Annotated in this window: 22 protein-coding genes and 2 pseudogenes; 9 read left to right on the top strand and 15 right to left on the bottom strand. The window is 71.4% G+C overall.

The window, feature by feature from the left end; genetic code table 11:
- Positions 1 to 27: 27 nt before the first annotated feature.
- The 4 genes from QE359_RS17130 to QE359_RS17115 form a co-directional block, all read right to left on the bottom strand.
- Complete coding sequence (locus tag QE359_RS17130; RefSeq protein WP_070418334.1) at positions 28 to 576, bottom strand: TetR/AcrR family transcriptional regulator; 549 nt, start codon at positions 574 to 576, stop codon at positions 28 to 30.
- A gap of 148 nt (positions 577 to 724) precedes the next feature.
- The gene (locus tag QE359_RS17125) at positions 725 to 1,648 is read right to left on the bottom strand and encodes a carbohydrate ABC transporter permease (RefSeq protein WP_309780057.1); all 924 of its coding nucleotides are present in this window, start codon (positions 1,646 to 1,648) and stop codon (positions 725 to 727) included.
- Positions 1,645 to 2,685 carry a sugar ABC transporter permease gene (locus QE359_RS17120; RefSeq protein WP_309780056.1) on the bottom strand — a complete coding sequence of 347 codons (1,041 nt, stop codon included), beginning with the start codon at positions 2,683 to 2,685 and terminating at the stop codon, positions 1,645 to 1,647. Before QE359_RS17120 ends, QE359_RS17125 begins: the two co-directional genes overlap by 4 nt.
- Complete coding sequence (locus QE359_RS17115) at positions 2,682 to 3,983, bottom strand: extracellular solute-binding protein (protein WP_070418335.1); 1,302 nt, start codon at positions 3,981 to 3,983, stop codon at positions 2,682 to 2,684. Before QE359_RS17115 ends, QE359_RS17120 begins: the two co-directional genes overlap by 4 nt.
- A 183-nt stretch (positions 3,984 to 4,166) precedes the next feature.
- Here QE359_RS17115 and QE359_RS17110 point away from each other — a divergent pair, with 183 nt between their 5' ends.
- The 5 genes and pseudogenes from QE359_RS17110 (at position 4,167) to QE359_RS17090 (ending at position 10,298) form a co-directional block, all read left to right on the top strand.
- Positions 4,167 to 6,227, top strand: coding sequence for an aldo/keto reductase (locus QE359_RS17110; RefSeq protein ID WP_309780055.1), 2,061 nt, complete (start codon positions 4,167 to 4,169; stop codon positions 6,225 to 6,227).
- Positions 6,206 to 7,228 (top strand): LacI family DNA-binding transcriptional regulator, encoded by a 1,023-nt coding sequence (locus tag QE359_RS17105; RefSeq protein ID WP_071296384.1) that lies wholly within the window; start codon positions 6,206 to 6,208, stop codon positions 7,226 to 7,228. The genes QE359_RS17110 and QE359_RS17105 overlap by 22 nt, the downstream gene beginning before the upstream one ends.
- Positions 7,229 to 7,448: 220 nt before the next feature.
- Positions 7,449 to 8,975, top strand: a pseudogene (locus tag QE359_RS17100) (MFS transporter).
- 154 nt (positions 8,976 to 9,129) lie between these two features.
- Positions 9,130 to 9,639, top strand: a complete 510-nt coding sequence (locus tag QE359_RS17095; RefSeq protein ID WP_070418339.1) for a flavin reductase family protein — start codon at positions 9,130 to 9,132, stop codon at positions 9,637 to 9,639.
- A gap of 44 nt (positions 9,640 to 9,683) precedes the next feature.
- Positions 9,684 to 10,298 (top strand): superoxide dismutase, encoded by a 615-nt coding sequence (locus QE359_RS17090; protein WP_070418340.1) that lies wholly within the window; start codon positions 9,684 to 9,686, stop codon positions 10,296 to 10,298.
- Between the two features lie 100 nt (positions 10,299 to 10,398).
- Here QE359_RS17090 and QE359_RS17085 read toward each other — a convergent pair whose 3' ends face one another.
- Positions 10,399 to 10,974 carry a TetR/AcrR family transcriptional regulator gene (locus QE359_RS17085; protein ID WP_309780054.1) on the bottom strand — a complete coding sequence of 192 codons (576 nt, stop codon included), beginning with the start codon at positions 10,972 to 10,974 and terminating at the stop codon, positions 10,399 to 10,401.
- A gap of 161 nt (positions 10,975 to 11,135) precedes the next feature.
- On the opposite strand from QE359_RS17085, the gene QE359_RS17080 reads away from it, so the two are divergent.
- Positions 11,136 to 12,110, top strand: coding sequence for a PfkB family carbohydrate kinase (locus QE359_RS17080; RefSeq protein WP_309780053.1), 975 nt, complete (start codon positions 11,136 to 11,138; stop codon positions 12,108 to 12,110).
- 51 nt (positions 12,111 to 12,161) lie between these two features.
- On the opposite strand, the gene QE359_RS17075 is transcribed toward QE359_RS17080, so the two are convergent.
- The 5 genes from QE359_RS17075 to upp all read right to left on the bottom strand — a co-directional run bounded on the left by QE359_RS17075 (position 12,162) and on the right by upp (position 17,623).
- On the bottom strand, positions 12,162 to 13,607 hold the full coding sequence (locus QE359_RS17075) for a serine hydrolase domain-containing protein (protein ID WP_309780052.1): 1,446 nt from the start codon (positions 13,605 to 13,607) through the stop codon (positions 12,162 to 12,164).
- Positions 13,604 to 14,953 (bottom strand): deoxyribodipyrimidine photo-lyase, encoded by a 1,350-nt coding sequence (locus QE359_RS17070; RefSeq protein ID WP_309780051.1) that lies wholly within the window; start codon positions 14,951 to 14,953, stop codon positions 13,604 to 13,606. The genes QE359_RS17075 and QE359_RS17070 overlap by 4 nt, the downstream gene beginning before the upstream one ends.
- The gene (locus QE359_RS17065) at positions 14,950 to 15,462 is read right to left on the bottom strand and encodes a MarR family winged helix-turn-helix transcriptional regulator (RefSeq protein ID WP_309780050.1); all 513 of its coding nucleotides are present in this window, start codon (positions 15,460 to 15,462) and stop codon (positions 14,950 to 14,952) included. Before QE359_RS17065 ends, QE359_RS17070 begins: the two co-directional genes overlap by 4 nt.
- A 282-nt stretch (positions 15,463 to 15,744) precedes the next feature.
- On the bottom strand, positions 15,745 to 16,515 hold the full coding sequence (locus tag QE359_RS17060) for a winged helix-turn-helix domain-containing protein (RefSeq protein WP_309780049.1): 771 nt from the start codon (positions 16,513 to 16,515) through the stop codon (positions 15,745 to 15,747).
- A 472-nt stretch (positions 16,516 to 16,987) separates the two neighbouring features.
- Positions 16,988 to 17,623, bottom strand: a complete 636-nt coding sequence (upp, locus tag QE359_RS17055; protein ID WP_070418346.1) for a uracil phosphoribosyltransferase — start codon at positions 17,621 to 17,623, stop codon at positions 16,988 to 16,990.
- A 76-nt stretch (positions 17,624 to 17,699) separates the two neighbouring features.
- On the opposite strand from upp, the gene QE359_RS17050 reads away from it, so the two are divergent.
- The gene (locus tag QE359_RS17050; RefSeq protein ID WP_309780459.1) at positions 17,700 to 18,131 is read left to right on the top strand and encodes a nucleoside deaminase; all 432 of its coding nucleotides are present in this window, start codon (positions 17,700 to 17,702) and stop codon (positions 18,129 to 18,131) included.
- 10 nt (positions 18,132 to 18,141) lie between these two features.
- Here QE359_RS17050 and QE359_RS17045 read toward each other — a convergent pair whose 3' ends face one another.
- Positions 18,142 to 18,519: a hypothetical protein gene (locus QE359_RS17045; RefSeq protein WP_071296693.1), complete on the bottom strand. Its 378-nt coding sequence runs from the start codon at positions 18,517 to 18,519 to the stop codon at positions 18,142 to 18,144.
- Between the two features lie 60 nt (positions 18,520 to 18,579).
- Positions 18,580 to 19,536 (bottom strand): cation diffusion facilitator family transporter, encoded by a 957-nt coding sequence (locus QE359_RS17040; protein ID WP_309780047.1) that lies wholly within the window; start codon positions 19,534 to 19,536, stop codon positions 18,580 to 18,582.
- A 64-nt stretch (positions 19,537 to 19,600) separates the two neighbouring features.
- On the opposite strand from QE359_RS17040, the gene proC reads away from it, so the two are divergent.
- Positions 19,601 to 20,431, top strand: a complete 831-nt coding sequence (gene proC / locus QE359_RS17035; RefSeq protein ID WP_070418349.1) for a pyrroline-5-carboxylate reductase — start codon at positions 19,601 to 19,603, stop codon at positions 20,429 to 20,431.
- Between the two features lie 19 nt (positions 20,432 to 20,450).
- Here the strand turns inward: proC and QE359_RS17030 are convergent.
- Positions 20,451 to 21,863, bottom strand: a pseudogene (locus QE359_RS17030) (MFS transporter); the annotation flags it as partial.
- 51 nt (positions 21,864 to 21,914) lie between these two features.
- Here QE359_RS17030 and QE359_RS17025 point away from each other — a divergent pair.
- On the top strand, positions 21,915 to 22,502 hold the full coding sequence (locus QE359_RS17025) for a TetR/AcrR family transcriptional regulator (RefSeq protein ID WP_309780046.1): 588 nt from the start codon (positions 21,915 to 21,917) through the stop codon (positions 22,500 to 22,502).
- Positions 22,503 to 22,562: 60 nt separating this feature from the next.
- Here QE359_RS17025 and QE359_RS17020 read toward each other — a convergent pair whose 3' ends face one another.
- Both QE359_RS17020 and QE359_RS17015 read right to left on the bottom strand, forming a co-directional pair.
- Positions 22,563 to 23,255, bottom strand: coding sequence for a TrkA family potassium uptake protein (locus QE359_RS17020; protein WP_175473676.1), 693 nt, complete (start codon positions 23,253 to 23,255; stop codon positions 22,563 to 22,565).
- Positions 23,248 to 24,681, bottom strand: coding sequence for a potassium transporter TrkG (locus QE359_RS17015; protein ID WP_309780045.1), 1,434 nt, complete (start codon positions 24,679 to 24,681; stop codon positions 23,248 to 23,250). Before QE359_RS17015 ends, QE359_RS17020 begins: the two co-directional genes overlap by 8 nt.
- Positions 24,682 to 24,736 lie beyond the last annotated feature (55 nt).

Genomic DNA, 24,736 nt, shown 5'->3' with positions numbered 1-24,736 from the left:
TGTATCCCCAGGAGCGACGAACTCGGTTCACGCTCCGGGGCGGGTGGCGATCAGCCGGTCGACCACGGCGAGGAGCGGCTCCATGTCGACCGAGGCGCGGTCCGGTCGGACCTCGCTGGCGGCGCCGAGGGACGCCGCGTGGTACAGCCCGTCGCCCATGAGCTTGATCGCCTGCGCCGTGGGGACGTCCCCGAGCGAGTCGACGAGCGTGGCCAGCCAGGCGTTCTCGGTCTCGTCGAGGGTGCGGCCCGCCTCTTCGTAGCCGGCCTGCTGCAGTCGGCTCGCGGCGAGGAGGGCGAGGTCGAGCTCGCTGCCCACGAACTGGCAGTTCCGCACGAAGTAGCGGGCGGCGCCGTCCTCGGCGTCACGCATGCGCTCGACGTCGATGGCGGAGAGGTCGGACAGGCGTTCGCAGAGGCCCTCGACCAGGGCGGCCTTCGAGCCGAAGTGGTAGAGCAGTCCGCCCTTGGACACCCCGGCCCGAGCGGCCACGGCGTCGAGGGTCGCCGGACGCTCTCCTTCCTCGCACACGATGGCGACGAAGCTGTCCAGGACACGATCGCGGGCGCTTGCCATGCCGGAAGTCTGCCATGCGACGCGGGCGTGCCGCGTCCGGCGGGCGCAGCGCAGGCGCGGAGGAGGCGCGGTGCCGACGACACGGCGGGCGCAGCGCAGGCGCAGCGCAGGCGCCGTGGGCCATCCTCCACGGCGCCTGCGGGTCCGGTCAGCCCTTCAGCGCTCCCGCCGCGATGTTCGCGATGAAGTGCCTCGAGCCGATGATGAACACCCCGATGAGCGGGAACACGCTGATCACGGCACCGGCCATCACCGAGCCGAGGTCGGTCGCGTTCACCGAGCTGAGCGAGGCGAGTGCCACCTGGAGCGTCTGCCCCTTCGGGTCGATCAGCACGATCAACGGCCACACGTAGTCGTTCCACGCCGTGATGAAGGTGAAGATGCCGAGGAACGCGAGGCCTCCGCGGAGCATCGGGACCGCGATCGACCACCAGGTGCGGAAGAACCCGGCGCCGTCCACGCGCGCGGAGTCGATGACCTCGTTCGGGATCGACCCGGTGGCGAACTGCCGCAGGAGGAAGATGCCGAACGCGTTCGCCGCCCCGGGGACGATGAGCGCCTGGAGTCCACCGATCCACCCGAGGTGCGCCATGAGCACGAAGCTCGGCACGAGCGACAGGCTGCCGGGGACGAGGAACGTCGCCAGCATGACGGTGAACAGCGAGCGCTTGAACGGGAACTCGTACTTGGCGAAGGCGAACGCGGCCAGCGAGTCGAACAGCATGACCAGGACCGCGGTGCCGCCGGCGACGATGACGGTGTTGCCGAGCGCCCGCAGCATGTCGACGCTGCTGAACACCGTGGCGAGGTTCTGCATGGTGTGGTCGCTGAACCACAGCGACGGCGGGTAGCCGAAGATCTGCGCGTTGGACGACGTCGACATGACGAGCAGCCAGTAGAACGGGAAGATCGACAGCACGACGCCGACGATGAGGCACAGGTGCGTGACGAGCCGTCCGACCCAGCCGTGCCTGAACCCCCGGCGGTGGTCGTCGGGCCGGTCGGTGACGGCGTTCGGCCGGCCGAGTGCGGCGGCGGTGTTCGTGGTGCGGGGTGCGGTGTCGGCGCTCATGCGCGGGGTCCCTTCGCGCTGGTCGTGACGGTGCGCGGGGTGCGCAGTCGCCGTGGGGTCTTGAGCCCGTCGCGCTCGCTGAGCAGTCGCCAGTTGATGATCGCGAAGACCACGGAGAAGAAGAACAGCACCCAGGCGATCGCCGAGCCGTACCCGAAGTCGAACTGGTTGAACGCCTGGTCGTACTGGTAGAGCACGATCGTCATGCCGGCCTCGTCGGGGCCACCGACCGCCTGCCCGTTGAACAGGATCTGCGGCTCGGTGAAGAGCCCGAGGCCACCGATGGTCGACGTGATGACGGTGAACAGGATGACCGGCCGCAGCATCGGGATCGTGATCCGCGTGAAGATCTGCCAGGTGTTCGCACCGTCCACCTTCGCCGCGTCGTACAGCTCGGTCGAGATCGACTGCAGGCCGGCGAGGTAGATGATCGCGTTGTACCCGGTCCAGCGCCAGATGACCATGACCGCGATCGTGACCTTGATGCCCCAGTACGACGAGAGCCAGCCGACCGGGTCGGCACCGACGGCTCGGAGCGCGGCGTTGACGAGCCCGAACCCGTCCGAGAACACCGAGCCGAACACGATGGCCATCGCGACCATGCTCGTTACGTTCGGGATGAAGAACGCGACCCGGTAGAAGCCCTTCGCCCGGATGTTGCCGTGCAGCAGGAACGCGAGCACGAGGGCGAGGAACAGCATCGGGACGGTCGAGATGATCCAGATGATGAAGGTGTTCGAGACGGCGTTCCAGAACCGCGGGTCGGTCAGCAGGTACTGGTACTGCGCGAGACCGACGAACGCGGGGGAGCCGACACCGTCCCAGTCGGTGAACGACAGCACGATCGAGAAGACGATCGGGAACAGCCCGAACACGAGGAACAGCACGTAGAACGGCGCGATCGCCACGTACTGCGGCCAGAACCGGCGCAGGCTGAAGCGGTGCCCGGTCGCCGCGGTGGAGATCGAGGCCGTGGGGGCGCCCCCGACGACGGGGTTCGCGGTGGTGGCGGTCTTCTCGCGGACCGGCGCGCTCATGCCGACACCCCGCGCTTCGCCAGGACGCGGTCGGTCTGGTCGATGGCGTCCTGCCAGGCGCGCTCCGGGTCCTTGCCGCCGGACTCCACGTTCGTGATCTCGGTCGCGAACGCGCCGATGAACCGCTCCGAGTTCGAGATGTACGTCACGGGGACCTCCGGTGCGGCCTTGCTGAAGAAGTCGAGCGGGTTCTGGTCCCCGAAGAAGTCGCCGGGGTTGCGCATGATGCCGTTCTCGAACGACGCGGGTGTCGACGGGAAGAGCTGGATGTCGTTGTAGGTGTGGGACTGCACGTCCGCGCCGGTGATCCACTTGGCGAACGCCACCGCGGCTTCGGGGTTCTTCGACGTCTTGGGCACGGCCAGGAACGAGCCGCCGCTGTTGCCCGGTCGCTCGGGCTGCCGGGCGATCCGCCACTTCCCGGACAGGTCCGGAGCCGTGTCGTGGATGATCTGCGTCCACCACGCGCCCTCGATCTGCCCGGCGACCCGACCCGCGACCCACCCGGCGTTCTGGTCGGTCCCGGACTGCAGGTTGCCGGTGATCCCGGCGTGGATCGACTCGACCGCGTTCTCCCAGGCCTTGCGGATCGAGCTGTCGTCGTCGTGGTAGAGCGGCTGGTCGTCACGGTCGAAGTACCGCGTGGGGCTCGCGGAGACGAACTGGTTGAAGAGCTGCGTCGCGGTGATGATCGTCGCGGCACCGGTCTTCTGCTTGATCTGCTTGCCGAAGGTCCGGAAGTCCGCCCAGGTCTGGATCGCCGCGCTCACCTCGTCCGGGTCGGTGGGGAGGTCGGCCTTCTGCAGGACGTCCTGGTTGTAGAAGAAGCCGGTGGGGCCGGTGTCGACGGGCCAGAAGCACTGCCGCCCGGACGGGGTCCGGCCGAGCGAGAGCTTCCAGTCGTAGTAGGCGGACTTCTCGGTGGCGGAGGGATCGAAGTCGGTGAAGAGGTCCTCGTCGGGGAAGTAGAGCCAGCAGTTCGAGTTCACCATGAGGACGTCGGGGATGAACGCGTTCCCGGCGAGTGCGGTCCGGAACTTGGTGTCGTACGACGCCCCGCCGATGAGGTCCGGCCGCAGCCGCATCGGTTCGTGGCCGCTGATGCCCCCGGCCGCCTGCTTCAGGAACTTCGGGTCGAGGGACCGGTTCCAGTACCAGAGGACGAGTTCGTCCGGGTCCTTGGAGATCGCGGTGCCGGTGGAACACCCTGCGAGGAGGGCCGTGGTGGCGAGTGCGCCGAGGGCGCCTGCGCCGGCGAGGAACCCCCGCCGGCTGAGACTGTGCGTTGCTGCTGTCACTGGAGTGCCTGCTCTCGTCGTTGAGATGCGGAACCGTTGAGCGCTCGACCGTGAACGCTCACGAAGTGGTCAGAGCATGCCCCGGCCGACACGCCGTGTCAAGCATCCGCATCGTTGCAGGTGCGGAGACTGGCGGGTACGGTCGTCGGGACCGTGAAGGTTCACGACACGATAGGGATCCGCATGTCAGCGCAGACCGCGACCACCGCCAGCAGCACCTCCTCGACGGGGCACGACACCCCCGGTTGGGCCGTCCTCGGCCCCGGTGGGATCGCCCGCCGCTTCCTCTCCCAGCTGCCCTCGAGCGGCGTCGGGGCCACCCTCGTCGCGGCCGGCAGCTCGTCGGCGGAGCGAGCGGGAGCGTTCGCTGCCGAGGCTGCCGAGCACGGGTTCGCCGACGTCGCCGCGGCCACCTACGACGAGGTACTCGCCGACCCGCGCGTCGACGCCGTCTACGTCTCGACGGTCCACACCGGGCACGCGGCGCTCGTCCTCGCGGCGCTCGCGGCGGGCAAGGCGGTCCTCTGCGAGAAGCCGCTCTCGCCGAACCACGGCACGTCCATGGTGCTCGCCGATGCCGCACGCCAGGCCGGTCTGCCCCTCGTCGAGGCGTACATGTACCGCTTCCACCCGCAGACCGCGGCCCTGCTCGACCTCGTCCGGCAGGGTGCGATCGGTACCGTCACGCACGTCGACGCCTCGTTCGCGTTCCGGGCGGGCAGCCGGTCCGGCCGGCTCTTCGACGTCGACACGGCCGGCGGCGGGATCCTCGACGTGGGCGGCTACCCGGTGACCATGACGGCCGCGATCGTGCAGGCCGCGACCGGCGTGGCCGTCGCCGAGCCCACCGAGCTCACCGCCACCGGGACCGTCGGCCCGACCGGCGTCGACGAGTGGACGGTGGCACAGCTCAGCTACACCGGCGGGATCACCGCGAACCTCCGGACCGGCGTCCGCGTGCAGGACGACAACGCCGTGGTCGTCCACGGCACCACGGGCAAGATCACGCTCACCGACCCGTGGACCCTCGGCGACGACCCCACGATCGAGATCAGCACGGTCGACGAGGACGCGCGCACGCTGTCCTTCGCCGGCGCGCACCCCTACGCCCTCGAGGCCGACGCCACCACGGCGGCCCTCGCGGCCGGTCGTGTCGACGCCCCCGAGTTCACCCTCGACGAGTCGCTCGCCACCGCCCGGACGCTCGACAAGTGGCGTGCCGCGATCGGTCTGCGCTTCCCGTTCGAGGCCGAGACCGCCGACATCCCGACCGTCAGCGGCCGACCCCTCACGGTCGCCGCGCACGAGCCGGACCGTGCCGACAACCCGATGCGCTACGGCGAGGTCGCGGGTGTCGGCAAGCGCATGTCCCGACTGGTGATGGGTGTCGACAACCAGCCCGACCTGGCGCACGCGAGCGCGATCTTCGACCTGTTCGTGGAGCAGGGCGGCAACGTGTTCGACACCGGCTACATCTACGGCGGGGGCGTGCTCGAGGGCCGGCTCGGCAAGTGGATCCAGAACCGCGGCGTCCGCGAGGACGTGGTCGTGATCACCAAGGGCGCGCACACGCCGTACTGCGACCCGGAGTCCCTCACCCGGCAGTTGCTCGAGAGCCTCGAGCGACAGGGCACCGACTACGCGGACATCTACATGATGCACCGCGACAACACGGACATCCCGGTGGGGGAGTTCGTCGACGTCCTCGACGAACACCGTCGTGCCGGCCGCATCCGCGTGTACGGCGGATCGAACTGGACCCCTGCCCGGTTCGACGAGGCGAACGCCTACGCCCGCGCGAACGGCAAGCACGAGTTCGAGGTGCTGAGCAACCACTTCGGCCTGGCCGAGGCGTACGACGTGCCGTGGGCCGGCTGCGAGCACGCCACCGACGCGGCGTCGAAGCAGTGGCTCGAGGAGCGCCAGGTGCCCCTGCTGCCCTGGTCCTCGCAGGCGCGTGGGTTCTTCACCAGCCGGGCCAAGCCGGAGGACACGAGCGACGCCGAACTCGTGCGCTGCTACTACAGCGACGAGAACTTCGAGCGGCTGCGCCGTGCGTCGGAGCTCGGCGAGCGGTTCGGCGTCCCCGCGACGGCGATCGCCCTGGCCTACGTGCTGCACCAGCCGTTCCCGACGTTCCCGCTCTTCGGACCGCGTACGATCGCGGAAGCCCGGTCGTCCATGACCGGCCTCTCCGTCGACCTCACTCCGGAACAGGTGGCATGGCTGGACCTCCGCGACTGACCGAACCCGTTCCCGCACCCGGCGGCCGGGCGACGATCATCGACGTCGCCGCGGCCGCCGGGGTGTCCCGACAGACCGTCACCCGGGCGATGAACGGCATGTCCGGCATCAGCGCGGCGACGAAGGAACGGGTCCTCGCCGCCGCGGAGCGCCTCGACTACCGGCCGTCGCGCTTCGGCCGCGGGCTCGTCACGGGTGGCGACCACCAGCTCGGCCTCGTCGTGAACGACCTGCGCAACCCCTACACGCCGCAGCTCGCCTCGGCCGTCTTCCGGCTCGCCGCCGAGCAGGGCTGGAACGTCATGCTCGCCGACGTCGACCTGGCGAGCGACGCCGACCGCATGGTGCAGGCGCTCGGGTCGCAGACGGACGTCGTCATCGGGTACCTCGGCTCCCGTCGCGACCGGTGGCGCGAGCTCCTCGGCACCGTGCCGATGGTCGAGCTCGACCCGTACTCGGAGCCACCGACCGCAGCCGTCTGGATCGACCCCGCCGACGCGATCGAGGTCCTCGCCGACCACCTCGTCGCCACCGGGGTCCGGCACCCGGTCGTGCTCGACAACTCCTCGCCGGAGCACACGAGTGTCCGCGGCATCCTCATGATGGACGCCCTCCAGCGGCGTGGGTACCTGCCCGAGCTCGTGCACGCGGAGCACGGCACGGCGGAGTGCGGCGCCGAGGAGACGACACGGATCCTCCGGCGACGCCGACGACAGGACGCGATCCTCGCCTTCAACGACGTGATGGCGCTCGGTGTCCTGCAGGCCTGTCGGCGGGCGGGCGTCGACGTCCCGCGGGAGCTCCGGGTCGTCGGCGTCGACGGCCTGCCGCTCGGCTCGCTCGTCTCGCCGACGCTCACCACGTTGGCGGTGGACCTCGACGAGGTCGCGCGTGAGGCGCTCGACCTCGCCCTCGGCATGCTCGCCGGCGAGCTGCCGCGGCAGGGTGACGCGGTGCAGCGCACGGTGCGGCACCGCCTGCTCCTGCGCGAGTCGGCCTGACGACGCGGCCCACGAGACAGCGCGACCGGAGGACGGACGGGAGGCGCGGTGCGGGCCCGCACCGCGCCTCCCGTCCGTCATCAGTTGCATTTGCAACCATTACCGTCCAGACGGTACACTAACGAAGTCCTGACGGGATGCGTGCACACCCCGCGTCCCGTCCGGTCCGTTCGTCAGTTCCGCCGTCGACCTGGTCCGGCTCGAAGTCCCTGGAGTCACCGTGTCCGCCCTGCTCACCAGCCCGATCCCCACTGCCGCCACCGGCAGCCGCGCCCGCCGGTTCGCCGCCCTCGCGGTGCTCATGCTGCCCGTCCTCCTCATCTCGGTGGACAACACACCGTCCTGAGCTTCGCGCTGCCGTCGATCTCGCGCGCGCTGAACCCGGACGCCACCACGCAGCTCTGGATCGTCGACGCGTACCCGCTCGTCCTCGCCGGCCTCCTCGTCGTGATGGGCAGCATCGGTGACCGCATCGGACGCCGTCGGATCCTCGTCGTCGGTGCCACCGGCTTCGCGCTCTTCTCCGTCGCCGCGGCCTTCGCGACCGACGCCTGGATGCTCGTCGCCGCACGGATCGTCATGGGCGTGTTCGGCGCGATGCTCATGCCGGCGACCCTCTCGATCATCCGCAACGTCTTCGTCCACGCGGGGGAGCGGCGGATGGCGCTCGCCGTCTGGTCCACCATGTTCGCGGCGGGCAACGCCCTCGGGCCACTCGTCGGTGGCGTGCTGCTCGCGCACTTCCACTGGGGCGCGGTGTTCCTCGTCGCGGTGCCGATCCTCGTCGTGATGCTCGTCGCCGTGCCGTTCTGCGTGCCGGAGTCCCGCGACCCGAACCCCGGGGCCGGTCGATGTGCCGAGCATGTTCCTGTCGCTCGGCGCCCTCGCCCCGATCGCGTGGGCGATCAAGTCCGTCGTGCACCCCGAGGAGCGCGGCTTCGCGATCGCGATGCTCGCCGTCGGCGTCCTGTGCGGCATCGCGTTCGTCCGTCGGCAGCTCCGCTCGCGGACCCCGATGCTCGACCTCCGGCTGTTCCGGAGCACGGCGTTCACCGGCAGCGTGCTCATGAACATGGCGGCGATGTTCTCGCTGACCGGGTTCCTGTTCTTCATCGCACAGCACCTGCAGCTCGTCGCCGGCCTCGACCCCTTCGCGTCCGGCATGGTGCTGGTGCCGGGGTCGGTCCTCACGATCGTGGCGGGGCTCGTCGTCGTGCCGATCGTCGCCCGGGTCGCTCCGCGCTGGGTCGTCGCCGTGTCGCTGCTGTTCTCGGCGGCCGCGTACGCGATGGTCGCGGTCCTCGGGCACCACGCCTCGATCGTGGCGCTGGCGTTCGCGTTCGTGCTGCTCGGGATCGGGATCGGCGCCTCGGAGACGGTGACGAACGACCTCATCATCTCGACGGCGCCGGCGGACAAGGCCGGTGCGGCGTCGGCGATGTCCGAGACGGCGTACGAGATCGGTGCCGTGCTGGGGACCGCGGTGCTCGGGACGATCCTGGCCACGGCCTACCGGGCGCACGTCGTGGTGCCGGACGGGCTGTCCTCGTCGGCGCACACCGCTGCCCAGGAGACCCTCGGCGGAGCGGTGTCGGCGGCGTCGTCCCTCGGCGGGTCGGCGGGGCAGGCGCTGCTCGAGTCGGCGCGGGCCGCGTTCGACTCCGGCGTCACGGTGACGGCGGGGGTGGCGGCGCTCCTGATGGTGGTCGCGGCCGCCGGTGCCGTCGTCATGCTCAAGCGCCGGTAGCGCGAGGCTGCACCCGACGTCACACGGGGTCACACGGCACGCCCGGGATCGACCGAACCTGGGAATCGTTGACCTCAACCATGGTTCAGGTCATACGTTGGGACATGGCCGCGGAGCCGCGGCCCTCCCCATCGAAGGAACGACCACGACTCCCATGCCCGACGCAGCACCGGCGAACATCGCGGACGCCTACAAGGCCGCCTTCCGGGGACACCCGGCCGGTGTCGCCGTCATCACCGCCGAAGGCCCCGACGGTCCGACCGGCCTCACCGCATCGAGCGTCGCGAGCGTGGCGATCGACCCGCCCGTGCTCGTGTTCTCGCTGTCCACGAACTCCGGGTCCGCCGGGGTCGTGCTCGGCGCCCCGATCTTCGTGGTGCACCTCGTCGACTCGCTCGGCGTCGCCCTCGCCCGTCGCTTCGCCTCCACCGGCAGCCCCGCGGCCGACGACCCGATCTGGGGCACCCTGCCGTCGGGTGACCGCTACCTGCCGAGTGCCGCGAGTGCCCTGCGCTGCCGGCCCCTCTCGACCACGCCGATCGGCTCGTCGACCGTCGTCGTCGCCGAGGTCCTCGACATCGTCGTCGGCCTCGAGCGGGGCGAGCCGCTGGTCTACCACAACCGGGAATTCCACTCCCTCACCGATCGTTCCCGGCTCTCGTGAGCCGCGGAGCACCATCCGCACACCACTGATCGAAAGGAACTCACATGGCTGAGTACACCCTGCCGGAGCTGCCGTACGACTACGCCGCACTCGAGCCGCACATCAGCGGCAAGATCATGCAGCTGCACCACGACAAGCACCACCAGACCTACGTGACGGGTGCGAACACCGCGCTCGAGCAGCTCGCCGAGGCCCGTGAGTCCGGCAATCTGGCGAACGTCAACAAGCTCGAGAAGGACCTCGCGTTCAACCTCGGTGGCCACGTCAACCACTCGATCTTCTGGACCAACCTCGGCCCGGACACGAAGGTCCCCGAGGGCGAGCTCGCCGCGGCGATCGACGAGTTCTTCGGCTCCTTCGAGAAGTTCCAGGCCCAGTTCACCGCCGTGGCCACGGGCATCCAGGGTTCCGGCTGGTCCGTCCTCGCCTGGGACACCGTCGGCCAGAAGCTGACCACGTTCCAGCTGTTCGACCAGCAGGCCAACGTGCCGTTCGGTCTCGTGCCGATCTTCATGCTCGACATGTGGGAGCACGCCTTCTACCTCGACTACCTCAACGTCAAGGCGGACTACGTCAAGGCCGTGTGGAACATCGTCGACTGGGAGAACGTCGCCGCGCGCTTCGCGAACGCGAAGTCGCAGAGCTTCGTCACCCTCTGAGACGGACGCAGCGTGTCACGGTCGTGACCCGGTGAACGACGGGAGGCGCGGTGCCGGCTGGCACCGCGCCTCCCGTCGTTCGTCGGTGCGCGTCGACCGCTCAGGCCGACTGGACGTGGGCCCCGGCGACCAGCTCGTGCGCGATCGCGCGCAGCGCGGCGTCGGGCGCCGTGCGCTCGCGGTCGACGATCGTGCCCCACTGCACGCCCCGAGCCGCGAGGACGGCACCGCGGGCCGCTCGTTCGGCGTCCACCGCGCCGTAGCCGTGTTCGGCGCACCAGGCGGCGATCGCGCTCACCTGCGCGCGGTGGAAGGTGCGCTCGCGATCACGGCCGTCGAGCGACTCGACCGATCCGAGCTCGAAGGTGAGCCGGGCGGCGAGGGAGCGCTCGGGGTCGTCGAGCCCGCCGAACACCGCGATGAGGTAGTCGGTCAGCCCGAGGTCGTCGGCGCCGGGGTCGAGCGTGACGTCGGAGACGGATTCCGCGAGGTGTTCCACCACGGCGTCGATCAGGGCTTCGCGCGTGCCGAAGTGGTACACGATCGGGTAGGCGCTCGTCCCGAGCACCCGGCCGAGGCTGCGGACGGAGACGTCCTCGAGCTTGGTGTCCTGCAGGTGCTCGGCCACCTTCGCGATGATCGCCGGCTTGAGTGTCGGGTCGGGCTTGCGGGGCATGGCGTCTCCAGCGGGCGTGATGGGCAGTACGCGACCGTTCACATACGATCACAGAGTATATTACTGAAGGTCACCGGGTGACAGCCGGGAATCCATCGCATGTGCGAGCTTTTTCAGCAGCCAAAGCGGAGTTTTACTCGATTCCACGTAGGATGGGCCTGATGTCCATGCCTCCAGAGCGCCCTGTGGCCCCGTCGCGCCCCGAGGCACCCCGTGCCGGGCGGGCGGTCGCAGGACGCCGCCGCGGGGCGGGGAAGCGATTCCTCGTGGTCGGCGACGTCCTCGACGGCGTGCTCGTGCACACCACCGCGGTGTCCATGGGGTCGCACGACCCGGCCGCGGTCATCCGGCACCGACCGGTCGGTGCCGCGGGCAACACCGCGACCTGGCTCGGCTGGCTCGGCGCCGAAGTGGACCTGGTGGGGCGGGTCGGCGTGGACGACGTCTACCGGCACGAGCGATCGCTCGCCGACGCCGGTGTCCGCGCGCACATCCGCTACGACGCCCGGACCGCGACCGGCGCCGTCGTGTCCGTGCGGAACGGGAACGGTCGGACCGCGATGTCCGATCCCGCAGCGAGCGGGGTGCTGTCGGCGGAGGACCTGCCGGTCGACCTCGTGGCGCGCGCGGACATCGTGCACCTGACCGGCTCGGCGATGCTCGGCGGAGGCGGTCCGGACCGCATCGCGGCACTCGTCGCCCAGGCCCGGTCCGGTTCCGCCCGGGTGTCCCTCGACCCCTCGTCCGCCGCGGTGGTGCGTGCGGTCGGTGCGTCGGAGTTCCTCGAGGCGCTCTCCGGCCTCGATGCCCTCTTCCCGAGCGAGGACGAGGCCCTCGCGCTGACCGGAGCACCCACCGTCACGGAGGCGATCGAGTCGCTCGCCGACCGCGTGCCCCTGGTCGTGGTGACCATGGGGACCGAGGGCGTCCTGCTCGGGCGGCGTGGTCGGACGCCGCAGCGGGTGCCGATCACGCCTGCGACGGTGGTGGACACGCTCGGCGCCGGGGACGCGTTCGCGGCGGGGTTCCTCCGTGCGTGGGCGACCGATCCGGTGCGGGTCGCGGCGGCTGCGCGCGAGGGCACGCGGGTCGCGGCGCGGGCGCTCGGGTTCGTGGGCGGGCGTCCGCCGGTCTGACGCTCGCGCGTCAGCGCTCGCTGGGTGCGGCCCGGTCCACTGGTCGCGGCGTCAGCGCTCGCTGGGTTCGGCCCGGACCACCAGGGTCTGCACGAGGCCGGCCGCGAGCGGCGCCAAGCGGATCTCGACCCGCAGACGACCGGCCGTCCCCGGCAGCCACCAGCGCAGGTGCGACTGGGCCAGGGACTCCTCGGCCAACGGTTCCGCCCCGAGGTCGGCACCGACGGCCGCCACCGCTTCCGCGACGGCCCGGCGGCGTCGTTCGTACGGCACGTCCATCGCCACGTTCGGCGTGCAGATCGCATCGGCGAGGTCGTCGTCCCAGAGGGCCAGGAGGCGCGTCACGGCAGCCTGCGCCGCCCGCGTCGCGTCCACGGTCGGCCCGGTGCCGGGTGCACGGACCGCCGCGGCGGTCCCGCGGGCGGTCAGCACGAGGTCGAGCGCCCGGTCCGCCGCCGCCGAGACCTTCGCCTGCGTGGCGTTCTCGAACGCGACGACGCCGAGGCCGTCCCGGACCGACCACCGCATGTGCGCCGAGAACCCCGGGTACCCGCCGGAGTGCGAGACGAGCTCGCCGAACGCCGGGTCCTGCTCGACGAACAGCCCGAAGCCGTAGGCCGTCGCGCGGCTCGAGGTCGGCACCACCGCTCGGGGCACGACCCGCATCGCCTGCTGCATGAGTCGGCGGTCGGCGGGGGAGACCGGTCCGGGTTCGGGCGCCTCGGTGAACGCCGACGCGAGGTGCCGACCCCAGCGGGCCAGGTCGGTGACCGTCGAGAAGAGCCCGCCGATCGACGAGAACGCGCCGGGACCCGACATCGGCAGCGGCTCCCACGTGCCGACGCCCGCCCCGTCAGCGGCGGGGCGCACGCCCGTGACCACGTGACCGCGGGCGTCGTCGGCGCGGAAGACGGTGTCGCGCAGGCCGAGGGGGTCGAGGACGAGCTCGGTCGCGACCTCGGGGAAGGGACCGCCGGCCACGACGGCGATCGCCCTGCCGAGCAACGCGTACCCGGTGTTCGAGTAGGCGAACCGGGTGCCCGGGACCGAGTCGAACAGGAGCCCGGCGCGCAGGACGTCGTCGAACTCGGCGTCGGAGATTGACTCCTGCCGGTCGGCCCACGGATCGTCGGTCGGGAAGCCGCCGGCCATGGTGAGGAGCATGCGCAGCGTCGGCACGGGGGAGTCGGCGGTGGGCAGCACGACGTCCGCGAAGGCGGGCACGAAGTCCGTGATCGGGGCGTCCAGCCGGACACGGTCGTCCGCGACGAGGGCGAGCAGGGTGGCCGCCGTCACGCTCTTCGTGCAGGAGGCGATCCGGTACACGGTGTCGGCGTCGGGAGCGATGCCGTCGCCGCGGTCGCCGTGCCCGCCCGAGGCGACGAGCCCGGTGCGGTCGAACACGCCCCAGACGCTGCTCGGTGCGACGCCGCGTTCGACTCGTTCGCGGAACAGCGCGTCGACGTCCGCGATCACCTGCGGATCGGTGCCGCTCACGACCGGCGCATCCGGTCGTACGCGTCGAGTGCCCGCTGCCGGGTCTCCTTGAGATCGAGCATGGGCTCCGGACGGTCTTCGTCGGCGGGGACCCAGCGGTGCACGTACTCGCGGTGCGGGTCGAACCGCTCGAGCTGCCGGTCCGGGTTGAACACCCGGAAGTACGGCGCCGCGTCGAACCCGGAGCCGGCGACCCACTGCCAGTTCGCCGCGTTGTTGGCGGAGTCGGCGTCGACGAGGGTGTCCCAGAACCACTGCTCGCCCACGCGCCAGTCGACGAGCATGTTCTTCACGAGGAAGCTGGCCGTCGCGAGCCGGACCCGGTTGTGCATCGCACCCGAGTGCCAGAGCTCCCGCATGCCCGCGTCGACGAGGTCGAACCCGGTCGTCCCCGTGCGCCAGCGGTCGACCTCGGCGTCCGGGACGTCCCGCCAGGGGAAGGCGTCGAACTCGCGCCGGACGTTCACCGTGGTGATGTCCTCGCAGTGGAAGTACTCGTTCCAGTTGAACTCGCGCCAGGCCAGCTGCCGGAGGAACGCTGAGGCGTTCCTGCGCTGCTCGGGCTCGAGCTGGCCGTGCAGGCGGTGCCAGACCTGGTACGGGCTGACCTCGCCCCACCGCAGGTGCGGGGAGAGGTCGCTCGTGGCGGCCATCGCGGGTTCGTCGCGCTGGTCGTAGTCCTCGAGCGCATGGTGCACGAAGTGTTCGAGCCGCCGGTGCGCGCCCTGCTCGCCGGGTTCCCAGGCGTCCCGGAGGCCGCCGGCCCAGTCGGGGTGCGTCGGCAGCAGGTCCCAGTCGTCGAGGTCGTCACTCGCGACCCGGGGCGCCGCGGGGAGGTCACGCGGCTTGGGCAGCGGGTGGCGGGGCTCGGGCATCGCCTGGGCGGCACGCCAGAACGGCGTGAACACCTTGTACGGCTCGCCCTGTCCGGTGAGGACGGTCCACGGTTCCCAGAGCAGGCTCGCGGCGAAGCTGTGCGCCTCGGTCCCGCCGTCGGTGAGCGTCGACTTGATGCCGGCGTCGAGGTCCCGCTCGGCTCGGCCGTACCGGCGGTTCCAGAACACCGCGTCGGCGCCGGTGTCGGACACGAGCGCGTCGACGGCCTCGGCAGCTGGCCCGCGGCGGAGGACCAGACGGGACCCGCGCTCGCGGAGTTCACCGTCGAGCGCGGCGAGCGAGTGGTGCAGCCACCACCGGGCCGCAGCCCCGATCGGGCGGATGCCGGGGGACTGCTCGTCGAGGACGTACGCGACCGTGACGTCGCCGCCGTGGTCGATCGCTGCTCGGAGTGCCGGGTTGTCCGCGAGACGGAGGTCGTCGCGGAGCCAGACCAGGGCGCCGGTCACACCGCTGCCGCGTCGACGTCGGACGCCGCCCGGGTCCCGCCACGTCGGGGTGAGGCCGCACCGGCCGCGGTCCGGAGCTTCGTGCAGAGTTCGGTGAGCGTGCGCAGCTCGGCGTCGTCGAGGCCGGCACCGACCTGGTCGGCGATGGTCTGCGCGTGCTGGACGGCGACGGCGCGGTACACGTCGAAGCCGTGCGCGGTGAGGGCCACGATCACGCCGCGGGCGTCGGCGGGGTCCGGCTGCTTCTCGACGATGCCGCGCGCGGAGAGCCGGTCGACCAGGCGGCTGACGCTCGGCTGCGTGAGGAGCAGGTGACCGGTGAGTTCGCGCATCCGGCATCGGCGGCCCGGCTGCGTGGAGAGGTTGAAGCAGACGTCGTACTCGTTGAACGAGATCTCGCCGCCCGGGAAGTCGGCGTTGAGCGCGCGCATCACCGTGACCTGGGCGCGGAAGAGCGCTTCCCAGGCCGCGACGGCGGTCGCCTTCTCGCTGCGGCGTGGCTCGTTCACGATCCCGCTCCCTCTGGTCGTACGGTCATGCCACACTACCGACGGCCTGGGACACGCGATGCTGCTGACGCGCAGCCGTGTCCCCCGGGACGCAACGAGGGCCGGTCATCACTGGGATGACCGGCCCTCTCCCTTGCACCAAGAGTGTCCTGCAATCACATTCCACAGGCGGTGCCACAGCAAACACCGTCTGCACGCACGACTGTATAACGAACGGGTAACGACGCGCTACCGGACGCGGCGGTCGTTCGCTGCGAGTTCACCAAGAACGACCGATCAGGATCAGAAGAGGTCCGGCGACGGCGTCGATGCGTAGCGCACGGCGACGTCCGCGTGGCGGTCGAAGCGGTAGCCGACACCGCGCACGGTGCGGACGATCTCCTCGAACGCGCCGAGCTTCGAGCGGAGGCGACGGACGTGGACGTCGATCGTGCGCTCGTTCGGGGTCTCGTCCTCGCCGTCCGACCACAGGCCGTCGATGATCGCCGAGCGGTCGACGGTCTGGCCCTCGCGGAGGACGAGGAACTGCAGGAGCTCGAACTCCTTGTACGTCAGGGGAGCGGCCTCGCCGTCGAGCGTGACGCGCTTCCGGGAGATGTCGATGACGACCCCGGTCTCCTCCGGCTCGGGCTTCTCCGCCTGCTTGCGGGCGGCCACGGCGGAGCGGTCCTGCAGGGCGAGCCGGACGACGTCGACGTCACGGCCGCCGGAGCCCTCGGCGGCGACGGCCACCGCGGCGTACGTCTCCGAGGTCGGGACGAGCTGCGCGGTCAGGGCCTTGAGCTGCTCGACGACCGCAGCGAGGGTCGTGCCCGCCACCGCTGCCTTCGCCTCGTCGATGCCGACGTAGAGGGCGAAGCCGCGTGCCTCGGTGCCCTCGGGCAGGGCACGGTTGCGCTGCGGGGCGACGACCGGGCTGGTCGGCACGCCGGTGGCGACGGGCGGCGCGACGGGCTCGCGACGCGGACGGATCGGGGTCACGGTGCCGAGGTCGGTCGGCGCGGGTGCGGCGGTGCGGAGGGCGGTGCGGGGCTGAGCGATGGTGAGCGACATGGCGGTTCTCCGGGCGATGTGGCTGCGGTGTCGAGGTGTGCCGCGGCCGTGTCGAATGCGTCGGTCCGGGTACGGCGAGTGCCGTGGGCTCTGCGGTCCTGCTGCGGACCGGGGCCGACCCGGGGGTACGGGAGACAGACCTCGTGACGTGGTGCGCGTCGTCGACGTGGTCGTCACCCGGGGATCACGCTCGCGCGACGGGGGTGGTGTCGCGGGGGATCCGGCTGGAACGGGTGCCGATCAGGCACACATTCGACAACGCATGACGGCCGTGGCCGGCATCATCATGCCGGCGGTCCCCTGGGCCTCGGAGAGGACGCGGGTGGACACGGTTGCAGTCATGGGACGAGTATCGGTGGGATACCAACGTCGTGTCAACCGTCCGCACGGACGGTGCCGTGGACCGGACAGCAGACGGACAGGAGGCGCGGTGCCAGCCGGCACCGCGCCTCCTGTCGGAACGTGGTCGTGTCTACTCGGCGAGACCGTAGAGGCGGTCGCCCGCGTCGCCGAGGCCTGGAACGATGTAGCCGTTCTCGTCGAGCTTCTCGTCGAGCGCACCGAGCACGATCGAGACGTTGCGGTCGCCCACGGCGGCCTCGACCGCGGCGAGCCCCTCGGGCGCGCCGAGGATGCAGACGCACGTGACCTCTTCCGCACCGCGGTCGAACAGGAAGTCGATCGCGGCCGCGAGGGTGCCGCCCGTGGCGAGCATCGGGTCGAGGACGAAGCACTGCCGGCCGGAGAGGTCGTCGGGCAGGCGCTCGGCGTAGGTCTGCGGCTCGAGGGTCTCCTCGTTGCGCGCCATGCCGAGGAAGCCGACCTCGGCCGTGGGGACGAGCTTGACCATGCCCTCGAGCATGCCGAGCCCGGCACGCAGGATCGGCACGACGAGCGGGCGCGGCTTCGCGATCGAGACGCCCATGGTGTGTGCCACCGGGGTGTCGATCGGCGTCGCGGTGACCCGGACGTTGCGCGTGGCCTCGTACGCGAGGAGCGTGACGAGCTCCTCGGTGAGGGCGCGGAACGTGGGGGACGGCGTCGTACGGTCGCGGAGCACCGAGAGCTTGTGGGTGATGAGCGGGTGGTCGGCGACGTGGACTCGCATAGGGTCGAGCCTACCGTGCTGCCGACCGCCAGGAGGTTCCGTGGAAGCACCCGCCGCCCGCCCGTTCGTCCCCGCGATGGAACGCGCGCTCGACGAGGCCCGCGCGTGCCTCGCGACCGGGGACGTCCCGGTGGGGGCGGTCGTCCTCGACCGGGACGGCGCGGTCGTCGCCGTGGGACGGAACGAGCGCGAGGCGCGACAGGACCCCACGGCGCACGCCGAGGTCCTCGCGCTCCGGGCGGCCGCGGCGGCGATCGGCGACTGGCACCTCGAGGAGCACACCCTGGTGGTGACGCTCGAGCCGTGCCCGATGTGCGCCGGTGCGGTCATGGCGGCCCGGGTGCCGCGGATCGTGTTCGGCGCGTGGGAACCGAAGGCCGGCGCGAGCGGGAGCGTCTACGACGTCGCGCGGGACCGCCGGCTGCCGCACCGGTCCGAGGTGATCGGCGGGGTGCTCGAGGGGGAGTGCGCCGCGCTGCTCGACGCGTTCTTCGCCGAGCGTCGCTGACCGGTGGGCGTCACTTCCAGAGGACCGCGACGAACACGTTGACGATCGCGAGCGCCCCGGCCGAGTGGAAGAACGGCAGGGCGGCCTTCGCCGTCGCGGTGCCGGCGTCCGCTCGCTTCTGACGCGCCCGCGCGACGAGCGCCAGCACGAGTGCGACCGCCGCGATGACGAGCTTCACGCCGAGCTTGACGTGGTTCGCGCCGCCGTCCTGCGTCGCGTCGATGATCCCCATCATCCCGAGGCCCGTGACGAGCTGCACGACGAGGCCGGTGATCGGCCAGGAGGTCTGGAAGCCGCCCTTGCGGCGGACCTGCACCAGGAAGGCGCCGATGACGGCAGCGAGACCGAGGAAGTGGAGGACGAGCAGGATGCTGAAGAGCGCCGACATGTGACCATCGTGGATGACCGGCAACGGCGCTCGCCAGCAAGGTTCCCCTGAGTCTGCGGCTCAGTCTGCGGCGCGGATCACGATCGCCTCGGTCGGCGGTCGGGGGCCCGTCCGGAGCACGTCGGGTTCGACGTAGATGACGCGTGCGATCGGCACCGCCTGCCGCACCCGGTGCTCGACCGTGTCGATGCCCGCAGCGACGTCGCCGAGCCGTCGGTCGCCGTCCACCGCGACCTTCACGCCGACCATGAGCTCGTCGGGGCCGAGGTACAGGGTCTTGATGTGGATGATCGAGTCGACCTCGGGCCCGTCGAGCACCGCGTGCTTGATGCGCTCGACGTCGGCCGCGGTGGCACCCTCGCCGACGAGGAGGCTCTTCGTCTCGATGCCGAGCACGACCGCCACGGCGATGAGCAGCGCGGCGATGCAGATCGTGCCGATCGCGTCGAACACGCCGTTGCCCGTGATCGCGGTGAGGCCGACGCCGAACAGGGCGAAGACGAGGCCGAGCAGCGCCGCGGTGTCCTCGAGCATCACGACGGGGAGCTCCGGGGCCTTGGCGCGGCGGACGAACTGCACCCAGCTCTGCCGGCCCTTCTGCGGTCGTGCTTCCTTCAGTGCGGTGCGGAGGGAGAAGCCCTCGAGCCCGATCGCGATGACGAGCACCACGAGCGGCAGCCACCAGTTCTCGAGCGGGTGCGGGTGGGTGAGCTTCTCGATGCCCTCGTAGAGGGAGAACACCCCGCCGACCGAGAAGAGGATGATCGACACGACGAACGCGTACACGTAGCGCTCACGACCGTAGCCGAACGGGTGCTCCTCGTCGGCGGCACGCCGGGCCCGACGGCCGCCGAGGAGCAGGAGGAGCTGGTTGGCGGAGTCGGCGAGCGAGTGGACGCCCTCGGCCAGCATCGACGCGGAACCGCTGATCGCCGCGGCGATGAACTTCACGATCGCGATCCCGACGTTCGCACCGAGTGCGGCGAGGATCGCCCTCGTGCCTCCAGAAGCGCTCACAGCTGTCCCCTTCTCCCGATCTGTTGGACGATCCTAGGCGAGGGCGCTCGGTAGGGTCTGGGGCATGACGATCGAACTGCCCCGCACCGCCCTGCTCGGCGTCGGCTCCATGTCCGGCGCGGTCCTCGACGGCCTGCTCGCCGCCGGTCTCGACCGGGCCACCGTGACCCTGACGACGAAGTCGGAGCAGTCCGCCGCGGCGCACCGGGAGCGTGGCCTGGACGCCACCGCCACCGACACCGACCCCGACGCGAACCGGGCAGCAGTGCGCGGCGCGTCGCTCGTCGTGCTCGGGGTGAAGCCCTACGCGATCGGTGACCTGCTCGACGAGGTCTCGGCGGACCTCGAGCCGGGGACCGTCGTCGTGAGCGTCGCCGTGGGGACGACGACCGCGAGCATGGAGGCGAAGGTGCCGGCCGGTGTCCGGGTCGTCCGGGCGCTCCCGAACACGCCGATCGGCGTCGGGCACGGGGTGACCGGGATCAGCGCCGGAGCCTCCGCGGACGCCGACGCCGTCGCGCTCGCGTCCTCCGTGTTCGACGCGTCCGGTGTCGTGATCGAGGTGCCGGAGTCCCAGCTCGACGCGCTCTCCGCCGTCTCGGGCTCCGGGCCCGCCTACGTCTTCCTCCTCGTGGAGCAGTGGCAGCAGGCCGCCGAGTCGCTCGGGTTCTCCCACGACCAGGCCGAGGCGATGGTGCAGGGGACGCTCCGCGGTGCCGTCGAACTGCTCGCCGCCTCCGGCAAGGAGCCCGCCGACCTGCGGAGGGCCGTCACGAGTCCGAAGGGGACCACCGAGCGTGCCGTCGCGGTGCTGCAGGACGCCGATCTCGCGGGGACGTTCGAGCGGGCGTCCCGCGCGGCGATCGCCCGCGCCGAGGAACTGGCGAAGGGCTAGCGGTCGTCCCGGCACGTCCGGCCCGGACCATCGCCCAGACGACGAGCACCCCGGCGAGCACGGTGAGCACCGACCCACCGATCGTCACCGCGTGGTCGAACGCCACCCCCTGGGCGTGGGTCCACGGCGTCGCGGTGAGTGACCCGGTGAACACGGCACCGAGCACCGTGCCGGCGATCGCCACCCCGACGGCCGAGGCCACCTCGGACGAGGTGTCCACGAGGGCGGCGCCGATCGTCGTGCGGTCCTCCGGCAGCCCGCGCAGGACGTTCGTGCCGGCGACCACCCCCACGACCCGCATGCCCGCGGCGACGAGCACGAGCGCCAGGGCGATCCACCCGTAGCCGAGCGGCCCGAGCAGCGTGTACACCGCGAGCCCGACGACCACGGCGGCCGCGCTCGACCACGCGGCGTGCCCGAGTCCGACGCGCCGGACGAAGGGTCCGACGAACCCGCTCCCGGCCACGAGCACGGCGACCTGCGGGAGCATGCCGATCGCGGCGAGGGCCGGCGGCCACCCCCAGGCGAGCTGCAGGTGCAGCGTCACCAGGTAGCCGAGGCCCGCGACCGCGAGGCCCGTGGCCGCCTTGTACGCGAGGCCGCTCGAGACCAGCGGCCGGGCGACGAGCGCGAGGTCGAGCAGCGGATGCTCGACGCGGCGCTGTCGCACGGCGAACCAGACGCCGCCGCCGATCGCGCCCGCGGCGGCCCCCCATGCCGTCCAGTCGTCGAGCCCACCGTCGGCGAACCGCGTCGGCGCGACGAGGGCGAGGACGATCGTCACGGTCCCCAGTCCCGCTCCGGTCCAGTCCACGGGAGCCCGGTGCAGCCCCGCTGGGTCGTCCGCGGCGACGCCGACGCGGATCCCCACGAACGCGAGTGCGGCGATCGGGACGTTGACGAGCAGGAGCACCTGCCAGGGCGCGACGGCGAGGACGAGTCCGCCCACCGTCGGTCCCACCGCCAGCCCGACGAGCCCGACGGTGGAGATCACCGTGATCGCCCGGACCCGCCGCTCGTCGTCGTCGAAGAGCCGGAACGCGAGGGCCATCGACCCGGGCGTCGTCATCGCCGCCGCGATCCCGGTGGCGACCCGGACGGCGATCAGCTGGTCGGCGGTGGTGACGAACGCGGTCGCGAGGCTCGCCAGCCCGAGGAGCACGAGTCCCACGAGCATCACCCGGCGTCGGCCGTACCGGTCCGCGACGGCACCCGCGGCGAGCATGAGCCCGCCGAACACCACCGAGTACGCCGTCGTGACCCACTGCAGCCCGGTCGCGCCGACCCGCAGCTCACGACCGATCGTGGGGAGCGCGACGTTCAGGACGGAGTTGTCGAGCATCTCGAACAGGAAGACCGCGGCGAGCCCGGCGAGGGCGACACGCGATCCGCGCAGGGATCGGGGAGAGTGGGGGGACCGGACGGCGTTCATGCGTTTAGGTTAAGTCAGTAAACTGAGTGAGTCAATCAACGAGGAGTCCGCATGCCCAGGAGCGCGCCCCGCGGCGGGCCGGAGACCCGTGCGCGGATCGCCGAGACCGCGTCCGGGATGTTCGCCGAGCACGGCTTCGACGGCGTCACCGTCGCGCAGGTCGCGAAGGCCGCCGGGGTCTCGAGCGTCACGGTCTTCAAGCACTTCCCGCGCAAGGAGGACCTGTTCCTCGACCGCTCCGCCGAGACGGTCGCGCTGTTCGTCGCAGCCGTCGACAACGTTCCGCGTGACGAGGCGCTCGACGCGCTCGAGGCGCTCGCACTGCGCCTGGTCGACGAGCGCGCGCCGGTCTCCGGGCTGGCGCCCGGCGCGCACGCGTTCTTCCGGACGATCGCCGACTCGTCCGCCCTGCAGTCGCGCGCGCTCGAGCTCGTGGCGGGGGCGCAGCGCGCGCTCGGAGACGCCGTCGGCGACCGACTCCTGGCGGCGCTCTTCGTCGCCGGCTACGCCACGGTCTTCGTCGGGACGGCACGTGCCGTCCTCGCGGGGGATGACGAGGACACCGTCGTCACGGCGCACCGCGCCGGGCTGGAACGGCTCTTCCGCGCACTCCGGGACGGCGTCGCGTCCGCGACGTGACCGGCTGACGGACTGGAGGGACGGTGCGGGCCCGCCCCGCGCCTCCTGTCCGTCCCGTCTTCACTCCAGGGCGGCGAACCGTTCCAGCGCGCTCTCGGTCCCCGAGACGATGATGACGTCGTTCTGGCCGATCACGCTCTCCGGCGTCGCCGGGACGAAGGCCTCGCCGGGGGTCTTGATGCCGAGCACGGTCAGGCCGAAGCGCGTGCGGATCACCGTGGTCGCCAGGTCCTTGCCGCGGACCGACGCCGGCGGGAACATCTTGACCACGGCGAAGTCGTCGTCGAACTCGATGAAGTCGAGCATCCGGCCGGACACCAGGTGTGCGGTGCGCTCGCCGGCCTCGCGCTCGGGGTAGACGACGTGGTTCGCGCCGATGCGGGACAGGATCGTGCCGTGCGACCGGCTGATCGCCTTCGCCCAGATCTGCGGGATGCCGAGGTCGACGAGGTTCGCGGTGATGAGCACGCTGGACTCGAGGTCGCTGCCGGTCCCGACGACGGCGATCGGGAAGTCCTGCGCACCGATCTGCCGCAGGGCGTCGATGTCGGTCGCGTCCGCCTGCACCGCGTGCGTGACGCGGTCCGACCACTTCTGCACGAGGCCGGCGTCCGTGTCGACGACGAGGACCTCGCGGTCCTGCCGCTCGAGCTGCCCGGCGGTGGCGGCACCGAACCGTCCGAGGCCGATGACGAGCACCGGAGCATCGTGGCTGACGGCGCCGAGCGGGTGCGGACGGTTGCGGTCAGCCAACGATCGGCCTCTCCTCGGGACGGCGGAACAGTTGCCGGCTCTGGCTGGCGGCCAGTGCAGCGGCGATGGTCACTGTACCGACACGGCCCAGGAACATCGTCGCCGCGAGCACGTACTTGCCGGACTCGGGCAGGTTCGCGGACACCCCGGAGGACAGCCCGCACGTCGCGAACGCCGAGATGACCTCGAACAGCACGCGGTCGAGGGACTCGTGGGTGATCTGCAGGAGCACGACGGTCGCGACGGCCACGATGGTGGCGCCCCAGAGCACGACCGCCACGGCCACGCGCAGGACGTCGCTCGGGATGCGCCGGCCGAACGCCTCCATGCTCTGGCGCCCGCGGGCCTCGGCGACGGCGGCGAGGAACAGGACCGCGAGCGTCGTGACCTTGATGCCGCCGGCGGTCGAGGCCGAGCCGCCGCCGATGAACATGAGCATGTCCGTGACGAGCAGGCTCGACCCGTTCAGCTGGTCGAAGTCGACGAGGGAGAAGCCGCCGGACCGGGTCATCGTGGAGAGGAAGAGGGCCTGGAACGCCGTGCGACCAGCGCCCTCCTCGCCGAAGGTGGTCGGGTTCGATGCCTCGAGCGCGATGTACACGGCCGCGCCGCCGACGAGCAGGACCGCGCTCGTCGCGAGCGTGAGCTTGACGTGGATCGGCCAGCGGCGCGGCGTGCGGAGCTGCTTCGTCAGGGCACGGATCACCGGGAAGCCGATCGAGCCCGCGACCACGCCGACCATGAGCAGCGAGAGGAACCAGTAGTCGTGCGCGAACGGGGTGAGTCCGCTGGCGTTCGGCGCGAAGCCGGTGTTCGTGAACGCCATCGCCGCGTAGTAGAAGGAGTCCCCGACCGCCGTCCAGAAGGGCATCCCGGCGATGAGCACGGACGGCAACAGGAGGAGCCCGAGGACGATCTCGATCGACAGGGTGCTCACCGCGACCGTCGCGAGCAGGGTGCCGACCTCGCCGAGACGGACGGCCTGGCCCTCGGGCACGGCGCCGTGGTGGGTCCGCAGGGGGTTCGAGTCGCCGGCCGCCATGAGCTTCGCGCGGAGTCCGAGCTTCCGGGTGACGAAGAGGCCGAGGATCGAGGCGAACGTCAGGACGCCCACGGCCCCGATCTGCGTGCCGATCACCACGAGGGTCTTGCCGAACACCGACCAGTGCGTCGCCATGTCCACGGTGGCGAGCCCGGTGACGCAGACCACCGACGCCGCGGTGAAGAGGGCGTCCGCGAAGTGCGTCGAGCGTCCGTCCGCCGCGGCCCACGGCGTCATGAACAGGCTCGTGAAGACGAAGATCAGCGCCACGAAGACGACGATCGCCAAGCGGGACGGCGACGAGCGGAGGGCGGTGCCGAGACGGGACGGCCGTCGACGGAGCGCTCCCGCCGAGCGGGACGGCGGCTCGTGTCGGTCGAGCATCGTATGCCTCCGTGGACATGGGCGGGACTGTTCGTCATGGTACATCCGTGACGCC

The organism is Curtobacterium sp. SORGH_AS_0776 (genome assembly GCF_031453355.1).
GTDB lineage: Bacteria > Actinomycetota > Actinomycetes > Actinomycetales > Microbacteriaceae > Curtobacterium.
This window is presented reverse-complemented; position numbering and strand designations above follow the sequence as displayed.

Excerpts from the sequence above, each read along its gene's own strand:
- QE359_RS17130 (WP_070418334.1), bottom strand. The coding sequence starts at position 576 with ATGGCAAGCGCCCGCGATCGTGTCCTGGACAGCTTCGTCGCCATCGTG.
- QE359_RS17125 (WP_309780057.1), bottom strand. The coding sequence starts at position 1,648 with ATGAGCGCCGACACCGCACCCCGCACCACGAACACCGCCGCCGCACTC.
- QE359_RS17120 (WP_309780056.1), bottom strand. The coding sequence starts at position 2,685 with ATGAGCGCGCCGGTCCGCGAGAAGACCGCCACCACCGCGAACCCCGTC.
- QE359_RS17110 (WP_309780055.1), top strand. The coding sequence starts at position 4,167 with ATGTCAGCGCAGACCGCGACCACCGCCAGCAGCACCTCCTCGACGGGG.
- QE359_RS17105 (WP_071296384.1), top strand. The coding sequence starts at position 6,206 with ATGGCTGGACCTCCGCGACTGACCGAACCCGTTCCCGCACCCGGCGGC.
- QE359_RS17095 (WP_070418339.1), top strand. The coding sequence starts at position 9,130 with ATGCCCGACGCAGCACCGGCGAACATCGCGGACGCCTACAAGGCCGCC.
- QE359_RS17090 (WP_070418340.1), top strand. The coding sequence starts at position 9,684 with ATGGCTGAGTACACCCTGCCGGAGCTGCCGTACGACTACGCCGCACTC.
- QE359_RS17085 (WP_309780054.1), bottom strand. The coding sequence starts at position 10,974 with ATGCCCCGCAAGCCCGACCCGACACTCAAGCCGGCGATCATCGCGAAG.
- QE359_RS17080 (WP_309780053.1), top strand. The coding sequence starts at position 11,136 with ATGTCCATGCCTCCAGAGCGCCCTGTGGCCCCGTCGCGCCCCGAGGCA.
- QE359_RS17060 (WP_309780049.1), bottom strand. The coding sequence starts at position 16,515 with ATGTCGCTCACCATCGCTCAGCCCCGCACCGCCCTCCGCACCGCCGCA.
- upp (WP_070418346.1), bottom strand. The coding sequence starts at position 17,623 with ATGCGAGTCCACGTCGCCGACCACCCGCTCATCACCCACAAGCTCTCG.
- QE359_RS17050 (WP_309780459.1), top strand. The coding sequence starts at position 17,700 with ATGGAACGCGCGCTCGACGAGGCCCGCGCGTGCCTCGCGACCGGGGAC.
- QE359_RS17045 (WP_071296693.1), bottom strand. The coding sequence starts at position 18,519 with ATGTCGGCGCTCTTCAGCATCCTGCTCGTCCTCCACTTCCTCGGTCTC.
- proC (WP_070418349.1), top strand. The coding sequence starts at position 19,601 with ATGACGATCGAACTGCCCCGCACCGCCCTGCTCGGCGTCGGCTCCATG.
- QE359_RS17025 (WP_309780046.1), top strand. The coding sequence starts at position 21,915 with ATGCCCAGGAGCGCGCCCCGCGGCGGGCCGGAGACCCGTGCGCGGATC.
- QE359_RS17015 (WP_309780045.1), bottom strand. The coding sequence starts at position 24,681 with ATGCTCGACCGACACGAGCCGCCGTCCCGCTCGGCGGGAGCGCTCCGT.